At 41.5% G+C, this 15494-nt stretch carries 16 protein-coding genes and 1 other RNA gene; 12 read left to right on the top strand and 5 right to left on the bottom strand.

Translation table 11 applies throughout. The features are described 5' to 3' along the window. Positions 1-336 precede the first annotated feature (336 nt). The 9 genes from rnr to ASC42_RS09075 all read left to right on the top strand — a co-directional run bounded on the left by rnr (position 337) and on the right by ASC42_RS09075 (position 8437). The gene (gene rnr / locus ASC42_RS09110; RefSeq protein ID WP_055441488.1) at positions 337-2613 is read left to right on the top strand and encodes a ribonuclease R; all 2277 of its coding nucleotides are present in this window, start codon (positions 337-339) and stop codon (positions 2611-2613) included. 78 nt (positions 2614-2691) lie between these two features. Further along, positions 2692-3156 (top strand): SsrA-binding protein SmpB, encoded by a 465-nt coding sequence (smpB, locus tag ASC42_RS09105; RefSeq protein ID WP_003399367.1) that lies wholly within the window; start codon positions 2692-2694, stop codon positions 3154-3156. Between the two features lie 100 nt (positions 3157-3256). Further along, positions 3257-3609, top strand: a transfer-messenger RNA (tmRNA) gene (ssrA, locus tag ASC42_RS13740). A 166-nt stretch (positions 3610-3775) separates the two neighbouring features. Continuing rightward, a complete protein-coding gene (locus tag ASC42_RS09100) occupies positions 3776-4705 on the top strand; it encodes an ABC transporter substrate-binding protein (RefSeq protein WP_055441487.1) in 930 nt (309 codons plus the stop codon). Positions 4706-4723: 18 nt separating this feature from the next. Next, positions 4724-5758 (top strand): FecCD family ABC transporter permease, encoded by a 1035-nt coding sequence (locus ASC42_RS09095; RefSeq protein ID WP_055441486.1) that lies wholly within the window; start codon positions 4724-4726, stop codon positions 5756-5758. Beyond that, positions 5739-6536 carry an ABC transporter ATP-binding protein gene (locus tag ASC42_RS09090; protein ID WP_425339073.1) on the top strand — a complete coding sequence of 266 codons (798 nt, stop codon included), beginning with the start codon at positions 5739-5741 and terminating at the stop codon, positions 6534-6536. Before ASC42_RS09095 ends, ASC42_RS09090 begins: the two co-directional genes overlap by 20 nt. A gap of 18 nt (positions 6537-6554) precedes the next feature. Beyond that, positions 6555-7034: a HugZ family pyridoxamine 5'-phosphate oxidase gene (locus tag ASC42_RS09085; protein WP_055441484.1), complete on the top strand. Its 480-nt coding sequence runs from the start codon at positions 6555-6557 to the stop codon at positions 7032-7034. Between the two features lie 17 nt (positions 7035-7051). Continuing rightward, the gene (locus ASC42_RS09080) at positions 7052-8107 is read left to right on the top strand and encodes a Surface layer protein (protein WP_245191168.1); all 1056 of its coding nucleotides are present in this window, start codon (positions 7052-7054) and stop codon (positions 8105-8107) included. An 18-nt stretch (positions 8108-8125) separates the two neighbouring features. Then, complete coding sequence (locus ASC42_RS09075; protein ID WP_032101150.1) at positions 8126-8437, top strand: antibiotic biosynthesis monooxygenase; 312 nt, start codon at positions 8126-8128, stop codon at positions 8435-8437. A 36-nt stretch (positions 8438-8473) separates the two neighbouring features. Here the strand turns inward: ASC42_RS09075 and ASC42_RS14075 are convergent, their stop codons facing one another. The 4 genes from ASC42_RS14075 to ASC42_RS09060 all read right to left on the bottom strand — a co-directional run bounded on the left by ASC42_RS14075 (position 8474) and on the right by ASC42_RS09060 (position 10529). Next, complete coding sequence (locus ASC42_RS14075; RefSeq protein WP_003398351.1) at positions 8474-8644, bottom strand: hypothetical protein; 171 nt, start codon at positions 8642-8644, stop codon at positions 8474-8476. Positions 8645-8718: 74 nt separating this feature from the next. Further along, positions 8719-9870: an HD-GYP domain-containing protein gene (locus ASC42_RS09070; protein WP_055441482.1), complete on the bottom strand. Its 1152-nt coding sequence runs from the start codon at positions 9868-9870 to the stop codon at positions 8719-8721. A gap of 71 nt (positions 9871-9941) precedes the next feature. Then, positions 9942-10265: a spore coat protein gene (locus ASC42_RS09065; RefSeq protein ID WP_055441481.1), complete on the bottom strand. Its 324-nt coding sequence runs from the start codon at positions 10263-10265 to the stop codon at positions 9942-9944. 12 nt (positions 10266-10277) lie between these two features. Next, entirely contained in the window at positions 10278-10529 is a 252-nt protein-coding gene (locus ASC42_RS09060; protein WP_055441480.1) for a hypothetical protein, read from the bottom strand. Between the two features lie 163 nt (positions 10530-10692). Between ASC42_RS09060 and ASC42_RS09055 the strand changes: the two genes are divergently transcribed. Next, on the top strand, positions 10693-11610 hold the full coding sequence (locus ASC42_RS09055; protein WP_032101373.1) for a proline dehydrogenase family protein: 918 nt from the start codon (positions 10693-10695) through the stop codon (positions 11608-11610). Positions 11611-11629: 19 nt separating this feature from the next. On the opposite strand, the gene ASC42_RS13735 is transcribed toward ASC42_RS09055, so the two are convergent. Further along, positions 11630-11776, bottom strand: a complete 147-nt coding sequence (locus ASC42_RS13735) for a YuzL family protein (RefSeq protein ID WP_009362277.1) — start codon at positions 11774-11776, stop codon at positions 11630-11632. A 148-nt stretch (positions 11777-11924) separates the two neighbouring features. Between ASC42_RS13735 and ASC42_RS09045 the strand changes: the two genes are divergently transcribed. Both ASC42_RS09045 and ASC42_RS09040 read left to right on the top strand, forming a co-directional pair. Beyond that, entirely contained in the window at positions 11925-14303 is a 2379-nt protein-coding gene (locus tag ASC42_RS09045) for a 3-hydroxyacyl-CoA dehydrogenase/enoyl-CoA hydratase family protein (protein WP_055441478.1), read from the top strand. A 12-nt stretch (positions 14304-14315) separates the two neighbouring features. After that, the gene (locus ASC42_RS09040) at positions 14316-15488 is read left to right on the top strand and encodes an acetyl-CoA C-acetyltransferase (protein ID WP_055441477.1); all 1173 of its coding nucleotides are present in this window, start codon (positions 14316-14318) and stop codon (positions 15486-15488) included. The last annotated feature ends 6 nt before the right edge of the window (positions 15489-15494 follow it).

The following is a 15494-nucleotide window of genomic DNA, read 5'->3' as shown; positions in this document are numbered from 1 at the left end:
TTTCGATGACAGGCAGTTCATCGACTTGGAGTTTCTGATACGATTGATTCACCGGTTCTTCGTCATCCCAGTCTGTGAGGGACTTTCCAAAAAGTACACCTAGTAAATAAATAATGATTTGATATTGGATCTTGATTATTTGGAGCATTTTGATTAATAATTGAGGTAACAAGCTTGTCACTCCTTTGTTTTGATTGGGTGTGGGGTTACCTCAATCGTACCAAAAACAGCAGGGGTGGCAAGCTTTTTTTGTCGAAAACCGCATAAAATCAATAAAAACTTAGGGTATGTCTTTAAAACTTTTGACAATACCTAATCCTCAAAAGGAGGGATTGAATGAAAGAAAAATTATTAGCGTTTATGCGCGATGAAGCGTACAAACCGCTTACGGTGCAAGAGTTAGAAGAAGCGCTTCATATTACGGATGCGGCCGAGTTTAAAGAGCTTGTTAAAACACTTGTGGCGTTAGAAGAAGAAGGATTGATCGTCCGGACGAGAAGCAATCGGTATGGATTGCCAGAGAAAATGAACTTAATTCGCGGCAAAGTGACAGGTCATGCGAAAGGTTTTGCGTTTGTCGTCCCAGAAGACTCAACGCTCGATGACATTTTTATTCCACCGTCGGAATTAAAAAATGCGATGCATGGCGACACCGTTCTTGTGCGCGTGAACGGACAGCCAACAGGGGCGCGTCAAGAAGGGACGATCGTCCGCATTATTGAGCGGGGCATTACAGAAGTCGTCGGCACGTATACAGAAAGCAAAAACTTTGGCTTTGTTATTCCAGACGATAAAAAAATCGTCAACGACATTTTTATTCCGAAACATGCCGCAAACGGTGCCGTCGAAGGGCATAAAGTTGTCGTTCGTTTAACGACGTATCCGGAAGGACGTATTAGTGCAGAAGGGGAAGTTATTAAAATTTTAGGGCATAAAAACGATCCGGGGGTCGATATTTTATCGATCATTCATAAACATGGATTGCCGCTTCAATTCCCAGAAGACGTCCTTGAACATGCGAACAGCATTCCAGATACGATTTCGGAAGAAGATTTACAAGGACGGCGTGATTTGCGCAATGAAATGATCGTCACTATTGACGGGGAAGACGCAAAAGATTTAGACGATGCAGTGACTGTAACGAAATTAGAAAACGGAAACTATAAACTCGGTGTTCATATTGCTGATGTCAGTCATTATGTTACAGAAGGGTCGCCGATTGACCGCGAAGCATATGAGCGCGGAACGAGCGTTTATTTAGTTGACCGCGTCATTCCGATGATTCCGCATCGTTTGTCGAACGGCATTTGCTCGCTCAATCCGAAAGTCGATCGGTTAACGTTATCGTGTGAAATGGAAATCAATGACCGTGGCGAAGTCGTTCACCATGAAATTTTCCAAAGCGTCATTCGCACAACCGAACGCATGACATATTCTGATGTAAACCGCATTCTCGTTGATCGTGATGAAACGCTGCGAGAAAAATATGCTCCGCTTGTGCCAATGTTTGAGTTAATGGCACAATTAGCGGATATTTTACGAAATAAACGAATGAAACGCGGTGCAATTGATTTTGATTTCAAAGAAGCAAAAGTGCTTGTCGATGAAAATGGAAAGCCTTATGATGTCGTCTTGCGTGAACGTTCCGTTGCTGAACGATTAATCGAAGAATTTATGCTAGCAGCGAACGAAACGATTGCTGAACATTTCCATTGGATGAACGTGCCGTTTATTTATCGTGTGCATGAAGATCCGAAACCAGAGAAGTTACAACGCTTTTTAGAGTTCATTACAAACTTCGGTTATGTCGTCAAAGGAACGGGCAATCAAATTCATCCGCGTGCTTTGCAGGAAGTGTTGGAAGCGGTACGTGGCGAGCCAGAAGAAATGGTCGTGTCGACCGTCATGCTTCGGTCGATGAAGCAAGCGCGATATGATGCTGAAAGTCTCGGTCACTACGGATTATCAACGGAATTTTATACGCATTTTACATCACCGATTCGTCGCTATCCAGACTTAATTGTGCACCGACTCATTCGCACGTATTTAATCAACGGGCAAATCGATGAACAAACGCAACAAAAATGGGCGGAGAAGTTACCGGAAATTGCCGAACATACGTCGAATATGGAACGTCGTGCAGTCGAGGCAGAACGCGAAACGGATGACTTGAAAAAGACAGAGTTTATGGAAGATAAAATTGGCATGGAGTTTGACGGCATTATTAGCTCGGTGACAAACTTTGGACTGTTTGTCGAACTACCAAACACAGTCGAAGGGCTTGTGCACGTCAGCTATTTAACAGACGATTACTACCATTACGACGAGCAACATTATGCAATGATTGGTGAACGGACGGGGAAAGTGTACCGCATCGGCGACGAAATTACGGTGCGCGTCATTAACGTCAATAAAGAAGAACGTATCGTTGATTTTGAAATTGTCGGCATGAAAGGGCGAAAAAACAAACAGCCAAAAGCTGCTCCAGTCGTTATTGAAGGAAAGCGGAAAAAGAAAAAAGAAGAACAATGGCCGACGAAAAAAACAAAGAAAAGTAAAAAGTTTTTCGAAGACATCCCAAACATGAAAAAGAAGAAAAAGAAAAAACGATAAGAAAAGCCTCGTCAGTAGAGGCTTTTCCTTTCTTCTTATTTTTGCTAAAATATTGGTTGTCTGAAGGGAGGGAAACAAATGCCAAAAGGGGAAGGAAAGCTGATCGCTCAAAATAAAAAAGCGCATCACGATTATTTTATCGAAGAAACGTACGAAGCAGGACTTGTGTTGCAAGGAACGGAAATTAAGTCCATTCGCGCAGGGAAAGTGAACTTAAAAGATTCATTCGCAAAAGTGGAAAAAGGCGAAGTGTTTTTACATAATATGCATATTAGCCCGTATGAACAAGGCAATCGCTACAATCACGATCCGTTGCGGACTCGCAAATTATTGCTTCATCGCCGCGAAATCAATAAACTCATCGGTTATACGAAAGAACAAGGCTATACGCTTGTTCCGTTAAAGCTTTACATTAAAGACGGCTTTGCAAAATTGTTATTGGGCGTCGGCAAAGGAAAGAAAAAGTACGACAAGCGCGAAGATATGAAAAAGAAAGAAGCCCAACGCGAAGTCGAACGCGCTTTCCGCGAACGGCAGAAATAAACCCAGTATGTTACAATTGCAAAACACATGAAATGTGATATAATAAAACGTGTCAGCCAGTTACGAAAGCTTAAGCTTCCTTCGTACGTTTCTCTTATACGGGGACGTTACGGATTCGACAGGGGTAGATCGAGCTTAAGCTGCGAGCCGAGGGGATCGTCCTCGTAAAAACGTCACTTAAAGATAACTGGCAAAGAAAACTACGCTTTAGCTGCTTAATTTATGCGGCTAGCTCCTACCGCCATCGCCCATGTGGCGGCCTAGGGGTTCATAACAAGTGGGCTACGCCCAAGTCCGCCGTCTGAGGACGCGGGAAGAGAACAATCAGACTAGCTGCTCGGATGCCTGTCGGTAGGCGGAAGAAGCGGCGAAACATAAATATACCGACTACGCTCGTAGATGCTTAAGTGGCGATATCTCTGGACGTGGGTTCGACTCCCACCGTCTCCATACTTAATTAAAGATGAAAACGACTGCGTTCGCGGTCGTTTTTTATTTATTATCCCGTTTTTACCGTTAGCAACTTATATACTAAAAAAACTTATTGACAAAGATTATCAATATCGATTATGATTTTTTTGTAAATGATAATGATAATCATTAGAAAGGGGAAGGCGAGATGAGGAAAATATTTTCTTATGTGCTATCGCTCTGCCTGCTTGTTGGCTTGTTTACTTTTACAGGTGAGCTTACTGAGGCATCGACTAAGCTAACGATTAAAGATTTAGCAGGGAGAACGGTGACGTTTGATCGCACACCTCAACGTGTCGTTGTATTAAGCCCTGGGGACTTACATACACTCCAAGCGCTCGGTGTACAAGTGGTTGGGCGACCGACTACTGCGACGCCTGTTGATGCGAGCTTGCAATCAGTACCACAGGTAGGAAACATTCATCAACCAAACTTTGAAAAAATCGTTAGTTTACAACCAGACGTCGTTATTGCAAGTACATCTTTTTTAGGACATATTCAAAAAGCGGAATCACTGGGATTGAAAGTCGTTATCACTTCTGGTAGTTCTGTTCGTGATATTCAATCGTCTATTACGTTGCTAGGAAAACTATTTAACAAAGAACAAACAGCGAAAGTATTAGTCAGAAAAATTGATAATAAAGTAAAAAAATATAGTAAAACAAAAACGAAAGTGCATGCTGTCATTTTATTCGGCTCAGGTGCTAGCTCACTTGTTGCTCTACCAACATCGTTTTCTGGTGATGTATTAGCAAAAGCTGGCGGGGAAAATATTGCGGCGAGCTTTTCGCAATTGAAAGACTATCCTGGCTACGCTAATTTGAGCACGGAGCGCATTATCGCAAGCAATCCGGATGTTATTTTCATTATCACACATGCGAATCATGCGGAAACAAAAAAAGCGATGATTAAACTCATGTCAACAAGTTCATGGCGCAACTTGAAAGCGGTGAAAAATAAAAATGTTATCTTTTTACCGAGTGAGTTATTTGCAGCAAGCCCTGGTGTGAAAATTACTGATGCATTAGATCATATGAATAAAGAGCTATTAAAAGTGCGTGCGAAAACGAAAAAGTAGTGGATGAGGGATGACATCGTGGAAACGTTTCTCAGCGACATAAAAGAAAGAAAACATCCTTATGCGAAAAGAAGAGTATGGACGTTCGTTTTCCTTCTTATCTCGATCGTATTCGTATGTTTATACTCTGTCGTTACAGGAAGTGTAAAATTGCAATTGCACGAAGTTTGGGAAGGTCTTACAGGAGAAAAAGATTCTATGTTTTATACGATCGTATGGGACTTACGGTTGCCGAGAACGATCGTTGGATTAATTGTCGGCATGTGTTTAGCTATTTCTGGAACGATTATGCAAGGGGTAATGAAAAACCCGCTCGCTGATCCTGGCATTATCGGTGTATCGTCAGGAGCAGCATTAATGGCGGTCATTATTACAATTGTACTGCCGCAATATATCATTTTGTTGCCGTTTGCAGCGTTTATCGGAGGATTTGTCACAGCGATGCTTATTTATGCTTTAGCGTGGCAAGGTGGTTCATCAATTGCAAGAATTATTTTAGTTGGGGTGGCTATTAATGCGATTATTGGAGCAACGATGAGCGCCATTATGTTGCTGTACAGCGATCGCGTGCAAGCTGTTCTCCCCTGGATGGCAGGCGTCATTTCAGGAGCGACGATGGAACAGGCTAAATTACTTGTGTTTTACAGCATTCCGGGTTTGATTTTGTCACTCTTTGCTATTCGCCACATTCGCATTCTACATTTAGGGGATGAAATGGCGAAGTTGTTAGGGCATCATGTCGAACGTTCTCGTTTCCTTTTGATTGTAATTAGTACATTTTTAACAGGTATCGCTGTTAGCGTCTCTGGACTTATTGGCTTCATTGGTCTTGTTGTTCCCCATATGATTCGACTAATTGTTGGGAGCGATGATCGTTTTGTATTGCCGCTATCAGCATTAGGTGGTGGGGTGCTTCTTGTATTTGCAGATACGATTGCGCGCAGCTGGTTTGATCCAATTGAATTGCCTGTCGGTTTGTTACTATCCTTTTTAGGTGGACCATTCTTTTTATATATTCTCCATAAAAGGGGGAATGTGCGTGCTTTCGGCTAAATATGTCACCTATCAACATTCAGATCATTTCTCAATTGAGGATGTGCATGTCGACATTCAAAAAGGGGAAGTTGTTAGTCTAATCGGTCCAAACGGCTCTGGAAAATCGACGCTTCTTCGCCTTCTTTCCCATGTGTTAAAGCCAATTGGTGGGACGGTTTTATTGGACGGAAGTGAAATGCATACGTTAAGTCGTAAGGCGATCGCTAAAAAAATGGCGATGTTGCCACAAACGAACAATCATCAGTTAGATATGACTGTTCGAGAGCTCGTAGAGTTTGGAAGAAACCCTCATAAAGGTTGGTTTCAATCGTTAAACGAAGAAGATGAACAAGTCATTCGCTGGGCGCTAGAGATGACCAATTTACAATCGTACGAGTATCGTTTTTTACATTCTTTATCCGGTGGGGAGCGTCAACGCGCTTGGATTGCAATGGCTTTGGCACAGCGTCCACAAGTGTTGCTTCTTGATGAACCGACAACGTATTTAGATATCGCGCATCAGTTGGAAGTGATGGAACTCATTCAAATGTTAAATCAACAATTAGGAATGACGGTTGTGATGGTTTTACATGATATTAATCAAGCTGCACAATATAGCGATCGAATGATTGTGATGAAAGACGGAAAAATCCAATATGATGACCGCACGCAATGTGTGATTTGTAAGCAAATGTTTCAACATATATTCGGCATAGATGTAGATATTCGATATGAGGGGGATAAACCGTTTTTCATTCCCCTTCGAAAAAAGTGTTCCATTCCGTGCTTGACTTAGAAAAGGTGGCTGAACGCATTGGAAGATAAAAAAAGAGAGCGCTATGTGCAATTTTTAAAAGAGTGTAAAACGTTGATCATGAGTACGATAGATGAATGCGGGCATCCGTTCATTAGTTATGCACCGTTCGTTATGGATGAAGGTCATTTTTACATTTTTATTAGTCGAGCTGCTGAGCATTTTCAATATATTGAACGTTGTGAACGTATTTCGGTACTTTTGATTGCGGATGAATCGTCATCACCTCACTTGTTTGCGAGAGAGCGCGTTCGCTTCACATGTAAACGAACACATATAGAAAACGAAGGAAACGACCATATTTTTGCGAAGTTTCAACATATTCATGGAAAACCGATGATCAATTTGTTGCGAAGTATGGATTTTTCACTTTTCCAACTTACTCCGATCGAAGGGCGTTATGTTGCAGGTTTTGGGCATGCGTTCGATGTCGATTTGTTTGGTGAACGATTTGCGCATGTTGTCATTGATCAAAAATGAGAAGGGAGAATAGGGAGATGGTGAATGCAAAAAAAATGATAAGTATAGTCATGATGAGTTTTCTGTTTTGTAGTTTACTTTTTTCATTTCAGCCAACGGTTTCTGAAGCGAAGGGAAATGTCGCTACAACCGTTCATGAGGCGAAAGCGCAAATGAAAAAGGCGCATGCTACATATGTGACGCACGTTCAAAAAACAGGGAAACTTCCACCGCATGCTACCGTTTTAGCAGAGTATAAAAAAGCGCACCATTTATATGTACAGGCGAAAAGAGTTGTTCAAACATCCGCGGGAAAAGAGAAAAAGAAATATGTGAGCGATTTAGATGGGACGTATAAAACGTATATGGCTAAACGAGTGATTCCTTATTTGAATGCGTCCGTTGTATTTGAAGGATCAACGAAAGCAAGAATGGCTGTAGAGCAAGCTGTTGCCGATGAAGATATCGATGCGTTACAAACGGCGCATAAACAGCTACAAGTATACGTCCAAAATCGTCAACTTCACGCGTATAACAAAGTATTCGAAGCAAACGTTCGTCAATTGTTTTTAGGGGAGTTTTCTAAAGGTAAAACGCTTTACGACAAGTACGCACGCGATGTAAAGGTGTATGAGCAACTATTAAAAGCTCATGAATATCTCGAAGATGGAAAGGTTGTCGAAGCGAAAAAAGCGCTCGATATAGTTGAAGGGCTGTTAACAAAATTATCGGATACGTTTCGAACAGATTTGATAAATGAGTATCACACTTTGTTAGAGGTATATAACGATTTAATGACTTCGCCTGTAGCCGGGTTAGATTATGTTGAAGCAACAAACGGTGCTCTTACATTGTACTTTGATATCGCAGTTTCTTCATTGACGGCTGCTGATGTGAAAATCACCATGTCATTAAATAAAGGGGAAGAGCAAGTCGTTCAACCATTGGAAATTACACTAAGCGATGATCGAACAATGGCGACGATTACAGTTCCAATGATTCCGCAAACGGATCAGGAACAATCTGTCGTGTATGCAGTTGAGTACGCGGGGGGCAAAGTCTCTGCTGACCCTTTCACCATATCTAAAAAATAAAAATGGGAGAGATGAAAGATGTACGTTGTTACAAATGCAATTCGTGTAAAAAAAGGATATGCTCCACAGTTAGTTGAGCGATTTAAAGAAAGAAAAGGTATTGAGCAATCACCAGGGTTTATTCGCTTAGAATTGCATATTACACAAGGGCTTGAAGATCACGATGAAGTACGTGTATGCACTACGTGGGAAAATAAAGAATGTTTTGAGGCTTGGACAAAAAGTGAAGCATTTCGTAAAGCGCATGAACATAAGTCTAAAGATCGTCCTGACTATGTGCTTGGAAACCAAATGTTTTCATATGAAGTTGCCCTTTCTTTTCAAGCATAGAAAAAAAGCTAGGGAGCTAGTGCTCCTTAGCTTTATTTAATAATACCATCCGCCATATGGGTAAAACGGATACGGACGCGGTGGATAATAATATGGGCGTGGTGGATAAAACGGATAAGGCGTTAATGCGCTACCGAGCAATCCGCCTAAAAATCCTCCGAAAAATGGGGCGCCGAAAAAGCCGAAAAACGGTCTGCGACCATACATTGAGCCATCCCTCCTCTAAAATTCATCATTACATTTATACGATATGCAAGGCGTTTGTCCAATGGTTGGGCGACTTATCGTTTTCGTGATAAATCAATCGCTGTTCCATCATGTTTTTGAACGATAGGGCGTAATGGAGTATGAATGTAGTCTGTAAATCCAATGATCGTTGCCCACTCGTACGGACGGATTTGGATCAATTGTCCAACTTTATATAAAGTTGTTTTATCTAAAAAAATACGCAAAATGTGCGGGTCTAATTTTTTCCCCCGTTCGTTCCATACTGCTTCTAAAGCTTCGAATGATGTGTAACTCTTTTCACCAATATATCCGCCGACAAGTTCATCATAATATTGCGCAATGGCGATGATGCGACCGTATAAATGAATCGATTCCCCTGATTTTTTGTTCGGTGAATGGACGCCATCAAAATGTTCATGATGATCAAGAATGCCGTAAATAATTTCCTTCTTTCGGCAATATGTTGATGTCGAAATAAGCTCGATGGAATGTTTGAGATGTAATTGAATTAACTCTTTGTTTGCTCTTTCATTGTTTAAGTACACAACAAATTGTTCTTTAGGGACTTCTGTAAAACCGATATCTGCAAATAATGTCGCTAGACAAAGATTGATTAAATCTTCGTCACGCAGTTCTAAAGTTAAGCCGATCATTAAAGCGATAGATGTCGTGTTAATGCTATGAATGGCTAGTACGTCATGATATCGTTTTATTTTTTCATATAAATTTAAAATTTCTTTATCTTTTGAAATGATAAGATTTAGCCGTTCATCCATCTCTTTTGCTCGCCGTAGTAGACGAGTAGAATCTAATGTTTTTTCAATTAATCCCCATGTAGGCGCGAAGATGTTTAATTCGGATAAAAAGATCGGCTGTACATTTGTTTCTTCTGCTATCTCTATATCATATATCGCTGCTGTAATTGGAACTTGAATAAATTGTTTATGTATGTCAATAAGTTGTTTCATAGCTTCTATAAAAGCACGACTTGTATGTTCGCCAGCAAGCATAAACTCGTTCAGCTGTGGTTCAGATGATACAACGAGAAATGGAAAGTCGCGAGGGAACTGCTTTTTTATATGTTCAATAATCGATTCGCTTAACTTTTTATGTTTTTGTACGAATAATAATCCGTCGGGACGATATAAAGGATGTAAAAGAATATCTCCTGGAACGAGCTCATACGTCTGTTTTTGTTGGAACATACTAATCCCTCATTTCTAAAGCATTTTTCCTCATTATACAAAAAACCGACTGCATAAGCAGCCGGCTTTTCTCATTGCATCATATTGTTGTATGGAAATTGGCTCGCATATCCTTGGAATTGCTGATACGACTGTTGCAGTTTTTGTTGATCCGCTTGCTCGAGTGCATACCATCCTTTTTTGAACATTAAGTTGTACAATTCACGTTGACAGTTTTGTGTTTCGGTAAACATATGCAAAATTTCGTCATACAAATGTTGATGACTTGCTTCGTTTAAAAACGTACAATAACTGTCTGTCATATATTTTTCAGTCGATAACATATCATTAATAAAATCGCGATCGTTCATTTGTGGCGTTTTTGGAATTTGTGTTTCTGGATTTTGCACCTTCATGTCATGTCCTCCTTATTGAATATGCGCTGATGGTTGTAGTTGATGTAACAATTGTTGATAATGGCGCTGGTGCATTTGTCCAACGCGTTCAATCGCTTGTTTAATTTCTTGATCTTGACATTGTGAAGCGAAAAAATGTGCTTTTTTCATCGCAAGTAAATTCCATGAGAGCGCATCCGTTAAATAAAGAGCGTCTTTTGTTGAAATCATTTCAGGCGGTTGAGCCATCATTCCATGTTGATGCATGTTTATTTGCTGTTGCATGATCATCCCTCCATATAAAATCATGTTCGACTGTATATTACCCACGTGCTGTATAGTTATACGTATGTAGACAAAAAATATGATTATTCGACAAAAACATATTCAAGCTACTGAAAACGTGTTACAATACGGGTGGATGCGCTTGCAAAAGGGGGAAACAACAATGGAACAACTCATGCGCGATTTTTTCTTGTTTTTGTCAAAAAATAAAACGTTAACAAAATTGGCGAAACGGTACGGTCTTCGTTTCGGTGCGTCGCGTTTTGTAGCGGGAGAAACAATTGAACGGGCAGTGGAAGTCATTAAAGAACTCAATCGTAAAGGACTAGCGGTCACGATCGATTATTTAGGGGAATTTGTTGATAATGAACAAGAGGCCAATGAAATGGCGAACCATTCGATTGAGGCGATTCGTGCGATCGGCGCCAATCAATTAAATTCTCAACTATCACTAAAGATGACATCGATGGGATTAGACATTTCCGATGAGCTTGTCATGAAAAATATGCGCCGTATTTTAGATGAAGCAAAAATACATGGCGTATTTGTTACGATTGATATGGAAGATTATTCTCGTTGTCAAAAAACGATTGATATTTTTAAACAGTTGAAAAAAGAGTATGACAATGTCGGGACGGTACTACAAGCATATTTGTATCGGACAGAAAAAGATATTGAAGATTTAAATGCATATCATCCGAACTTGCGCCTTGTGAAAGGTGCGTATAAAGAGTCGCCGGAAGTCGCTTTTCCAGATAAAAAAGATGTAGATGAAAACTTTAAAAAGATTATTAAAATGCATTTGTTAAATGGTAACTATACAGCTGTTGCTACGCACGATGATGCGATTATCGAATATACGAAACAATTGGTAAAAGAGCACAATATTCCAAACAATCAATTTGAGTTTCAAATGTTATACGGCATTCGTCCAGAGCGCCAAGAACAATTAGTGCGCGAAGGCTATACGATGCGCGTCTATGTTCCATACGGAACGGATTGGTATGGCTATTTTATGCGTCGTCTAGCGGAACGTCCAGCCAATGTGGCGTTTGTGTTAAAAGGCATATTCAAAAAATAAAGGTGGGTATCTCCCACCTTTATTCATTTCCCATATTTTCTTTTCCGTATTGTTGGTTTTGGCTCGTTTTCTTTCCGCCTCCATCACGTTCTACCGTCGGACCAGCATTTCCTTTCACACTTGCAGCACTCACACCTGCTTTAGACGGGTGTTTTTTCATTTTCATCGCAAACTCACCTCCTTTCGTATCATGTCCTAAATCATTGACAAAATTCGCTACATTTATTTGTTGCGAAAATTTGAAATATAATTTATATTTAAGATAAAGGGAAAATGAATGATCATTCATTCAATTCGGATAAGGGGGAAGGAGCATGCGAATTAAAAAAGCAGCTGTTCTCGGTTCCGGTGTCATGGGATCGGGAATTGCGGCGCATTTAGCGAACGTTGGCATTCCGACATTACTGTTAGATATTGTACCGAAAGAGTTGACAGCCGAAGAACAAGCAAAAGGATGGACGCTTGAACATAAACAAGTACGTAATCGCATCGTCAATCAAGCGATTCAACGTTTATTGAAACAAAAGCCAGCGCCACTTATGTCGAAAGAAAACTTAGCATTAATCGAAGTCGGTAACTTTGAAGACGACTTTCATCGCTTAGCAGAATGCGATTGGATCATTGAAGTCGTTGTTGAACGGCTTGATGTGAAAAAAAGTGTGTTTGAAAAAGTGGATGAAGTCAGAAAGCAAGGAAGTATCGTCAGCTCAAACACGTCAGGCATTTCCATCGAAGCGATGGCAGAAGGACGATCGGAAGATTTTAAAAAGCACTTTTTAGGCACGCACTTTTTTAATCCGCCGCGCTATTTAAAACTATTAGAAGTCATTCCGACAAAACATACTGATCCGGCAGTTGTGGCGTTTATGAAACAATTTGGTGAAAACGTGCTCGGTAAAGGAGTCGTTCTTGCAAAAGATACGCCAAACTTTATCGCCAATCGGATCGGTACGTACGGCTTGCTTGTGACGGTACGTGAAATGATGAAAGGCGGTTATAGCGTTGGTGAAGTTGACTCTGTAACAGGTCCATTAATCGGCCGTCCGAAAAGCGCAACGTTCCGCACGCTTGATGTCGTTGGTTTAGATACGTTTATTCACGTTGCTAACAACGTGTTTGAAAAAGTAGAAGGTGAAGAAAAAGAAGTATTTGCTGTTCCATCCTTTATGAAAACGATGGTGGAAAAAGGATGGCTTGGTAGCAAATCAGGTCAAGGATTTTTCTATAAAAAAGGAAAAGACATTTTTGAATTAAATTACGAAACGCTTGAGTATGAACCGACGAAAAAATTAAAGGCACCGTCCGTCGAAATGAGCAAACAAGCAAAAGGAACAGCGAATAAATTGAAAGCGCTTGTATATGCGAATGACCGGGCGGGGCAATTACTTTGGAACATTTTAAGTCCAACGTTATTATATTCTGCCGAGCTACTTGGAGAAATCGCAGATGACATCGTAGCGATTGACCGAGCGATGAAATGGGGCTTCGGCTGGGAGCTCGGTCCTTTCGAAACGTGGGATGCAATTGGCGTAAAACAGTCTATTGAAAAAATGAAGGCGGAAGGTCGCCAAGTACCATCGTGGGTTGAAGAGATGCTAGCAAGCGGATACGAAACATTTTATAAGCGTGAACATGGTTATGTATCGTATTACGATCGCGGGCAATACAAGCCGGTTGAAGAAAACGAAAAAGTCATTCACATTCAGCGCGTAAAAGAGCAAAAAGGGGTTATTAAGAAAAATAGCGGCGCAAGCTTAATTGACCTTGGCGATGATGTAGCATTACTTGAATTTCATTCGCCAAACAACGCCATTGGTTTGGACATTATCCAAATGATTAACTATGCGTTAGAAGAAGTCGATCGGAACTATAAAGGGCTTGTCATCGGAAATCAAGGGAAAAACTTCTGCGTCGGTGCGAACCTTGCCATGATCTTAATGGAAGCACAAGACGATAACTACTTTGAAATTGAAATGGTCGTTCGTCAATTCCAACAAGCGATGATGAATATAAAATATAGCTCAAAGCCGGTTGTCGCAGCGCCATTTGCAATGACGCTTGGCGGTGGAACAGAAATTTGCTTACCAACTTCACGCATTCAAGCAGCCGCAGAAACGTACATGGGGCTCGTTGAAGTCGGCGTCGGTCTCATTCCGGGCGGCGGTGGAAATAAAGAGCTATACATGAAACATTTAAGTGGTATGCCAAACGGTGTGGAATTTGATTTACAAAAGGTTGCAAATAAAGTGTTTGAAACGATTGCGATGGCGAAAGTATCGACATCGGCAGCAGAAGCGCGCGAATTGAATTTCTTAAATGCACAAGACGGTATTTCCATCAATAACGACCATCTCATTTATGACGCAAAACAAGCGGTGTTAGCGCTATATGAGAGCGGATACAAACCGCCGGTGCGCAAAAAAATTCCGGTTGTCGGAGAAACAGGTTATGCAACATTGTTGCTTGGCGCTCAAGGCATGTATCATTCCGGCTATATTTCGGAGCATGATTTAAAAATTGCGAAAAAGCTTGCATACGTCATCGCTGGTGGAAGCGTACCGTACGGAACGGAAGTGGACGAACAATATTTGCTTGATTTAGAGCGCGAAGCATTTTTAAGTCTTGTCGGTGAACCGAAAACGCAAGCGCGCATGCAACATATGCTTCTCAAAGGAAAGCCGTTAAGAAACTAAGGGGGGATTGACGTGAAAGAAGCGGTCATCGTTGCCGGGGCGCGCACGCCTGTCGGCAAAGCGAAAAAAGGGACGCTAGCGAACGTCCGACCAGATGATTTAGGGGCGATCGTTGTTAAAGAAACGTTGAAACGAGCAGGAAACTATGAAGGAAACATTGACGATCTCATTATCGGTTGTGCCATGCCAGAGGCAGAACAAGGGTTAAATATTGCGCGCAACATTGGTGCACTTGCTGGGTTGCCGTATACGGTGCCAGCAATTACAATTAACCGTTATTGTTCATCTGGCTTGCAAGCGATCGCTTATGCGGCAGAGCGAATTATGCTTGGGCATGCAGATACGATTATCGCTGGTGGCGTGGAGTCGATGAGCATGGTTCCGATGATGGGGCATGTTGTGCGCCCAAATGTGAAGCTCGCAGAAAGCGCGCCAGAATATTATATGTCGATGGGGCATACAGCTGAGCAAGTAGCCATGAAATACGGGGTGACGCGTGAAGATCAAGATGCGTTTGCTGTTCGCAGCCATCAAAGAGCAGCAAAAGCGATCGCAGAAGGAAAATTTGTCGATGAAATTGTACCAGTCGATGTGACTGTCCGGCATATTGAAAATAATAGATTGGTAGAGAAAAAGGTGACATTTAGTCAAGATGAAGGGGTTCGCCCAGATACAAATATGGAGACGCTTGCGAAGTTGCGTCCTGCATTTTCGGTAAACGGAACGGTAACAGCAGGAAACGCATCGCAAACGAGTGACGGAGCAGCAGCGGTGATGGTGATGGATCATGAAAAGGCGAAAGCGCTTGGTCTACAACCGCTTGGTAAATTCCGCTCGTTTGCTGTGGCAGGTGTTCCACCTGAAGTGATGGGTATCGGTCCGATTGCAGCCATTCCAAAAGCGCTTGAGCTTGCAGGGCTTGAGCTTTCTGATATCGGTTTAATTGAACTAAACGAGGCGTTCGCATCACAAGCCATTCAAGTCATTCGCGAACTCGGATTAGATGAAGAAAAGGTAAATGTGAACGGAGGCGCTATTGCCCTCGGTCACCCGCTCGGTTGTACAGGAGCGAAGTTAACGTTGACGCTTTTACATGAAATGCGTCGTCGCAACGAACAATTTGGTATTGTCACGATGTGCATTGGCGGCGGTATGGGTGCTGCTGGCGTATTTGAATTATTATAAGAGGGG

This window comes from Anoxybacillus suryakundensis, assembly GCF_001418025.1.
In the GTDB taxonomy this organism is placed as follows: domain Bacteria; phylum Bacillota; class Bacilli; order Bacillales; family Anoxybacillaceae; genus Anoxybacillus; species Anoxybacillus tengchongensis.
The sequence above is the reverse complement of the archived record's forward strand: the minus strand, read 5'-3'. Positions and strand labels throughout refer to the sequence as shown.

Bases quoted from the DNA above. Each gene is read 5' to 3' on its own strand.
- ASC42_RS09090 (WP_425339073.1), top strand. From the start codon at position 5,739: ATGTGCGTGCTTTCGGCTAAATATGTCACCTATCAACATTCAGATCAT.
- ASC42_RS09100 (WP_055441487.1), top strand. From the start codon at position 3,776: ATGAGGAAAATATTTTCTTATGTGCTATCGCTCTGCCTGCTTGTTGGC.
- ASC42_RS09045 (WP_055441478.1), top strand. From the start codon at position 11,925: ATGCGAATTAAAAAAGCAGCTGTTCTCGGTTCCGGTGTCATGGGATCG.
- ASC42_RS09070 (WP_055441482.1), bottom strand. From the start codon at position 9,870: ATGTTCCAACAAAAACAGACGTATGAGCTCGTTCCAGGAGATATTCTT.
- ASC42_RS14075 (WP_003398351.1), bottom strand. From the start codon at position 8,644: ATGTATGGTCGCAGACCGTTTTTCGGCTTTTTCGGCGCCCCATTTTTC.
- ASC42_RS09060 (WP_055441480.1), bottom strand. From the start codon at position 10,529: ATGCAACAGCAAATAAACATGCATCAACATGGAATGATGGCTCAACCG.
- ASC42_RS09075 (WP_032101150.1), top strand. From the start codon at position 8,126: ATGTACGTTGTTACAAATGCAATTCGTGTAAAAAAAGGATATGCTCCA.
- smpB (WP_003399367.1), top strand. From the start codon at position 2,692: ATGCCAAAAGGGGAAGGAAAGCTGATCGCTCAAAATAAAAAAGCGCAT.
- ASC42_RS09065 (WP_055441481.1), bottom strand. From the start codon at position 10,265: ATGAAGGTGCAAAATCCAGAAACACAAATTCCAAAAACGCCACAAATG.
- ASC42_RS09080 (WP_245191168.1), top strand. From the start codon at position 7,052: ATGGTGAATGCAAAAAAAATGATAAGTATAGTCATGATGAGTTTTCTG.
- ASC42_RS09055 (WP_032101373.1), top strand. From the start codon at position 10,693: ATGGAACAACTCATGCGCGATTTTTTCTTGTTTTTGTCAAAAAATAAA.
- rnr (WP_055441488.1), top strand. From the start codon at position 337: ATGAAAGAAAAATTATTAGCGTTTATGCGCGATGAAGCGTACAAACCG.
- ASC42_RS13735 (WP_009362277.1), bottom strand. From the start codon at position 11,776: ATGAAAATGAAAAAACACCCGTCTAAAGCAGGTGTGAGTGCTGCAAGT.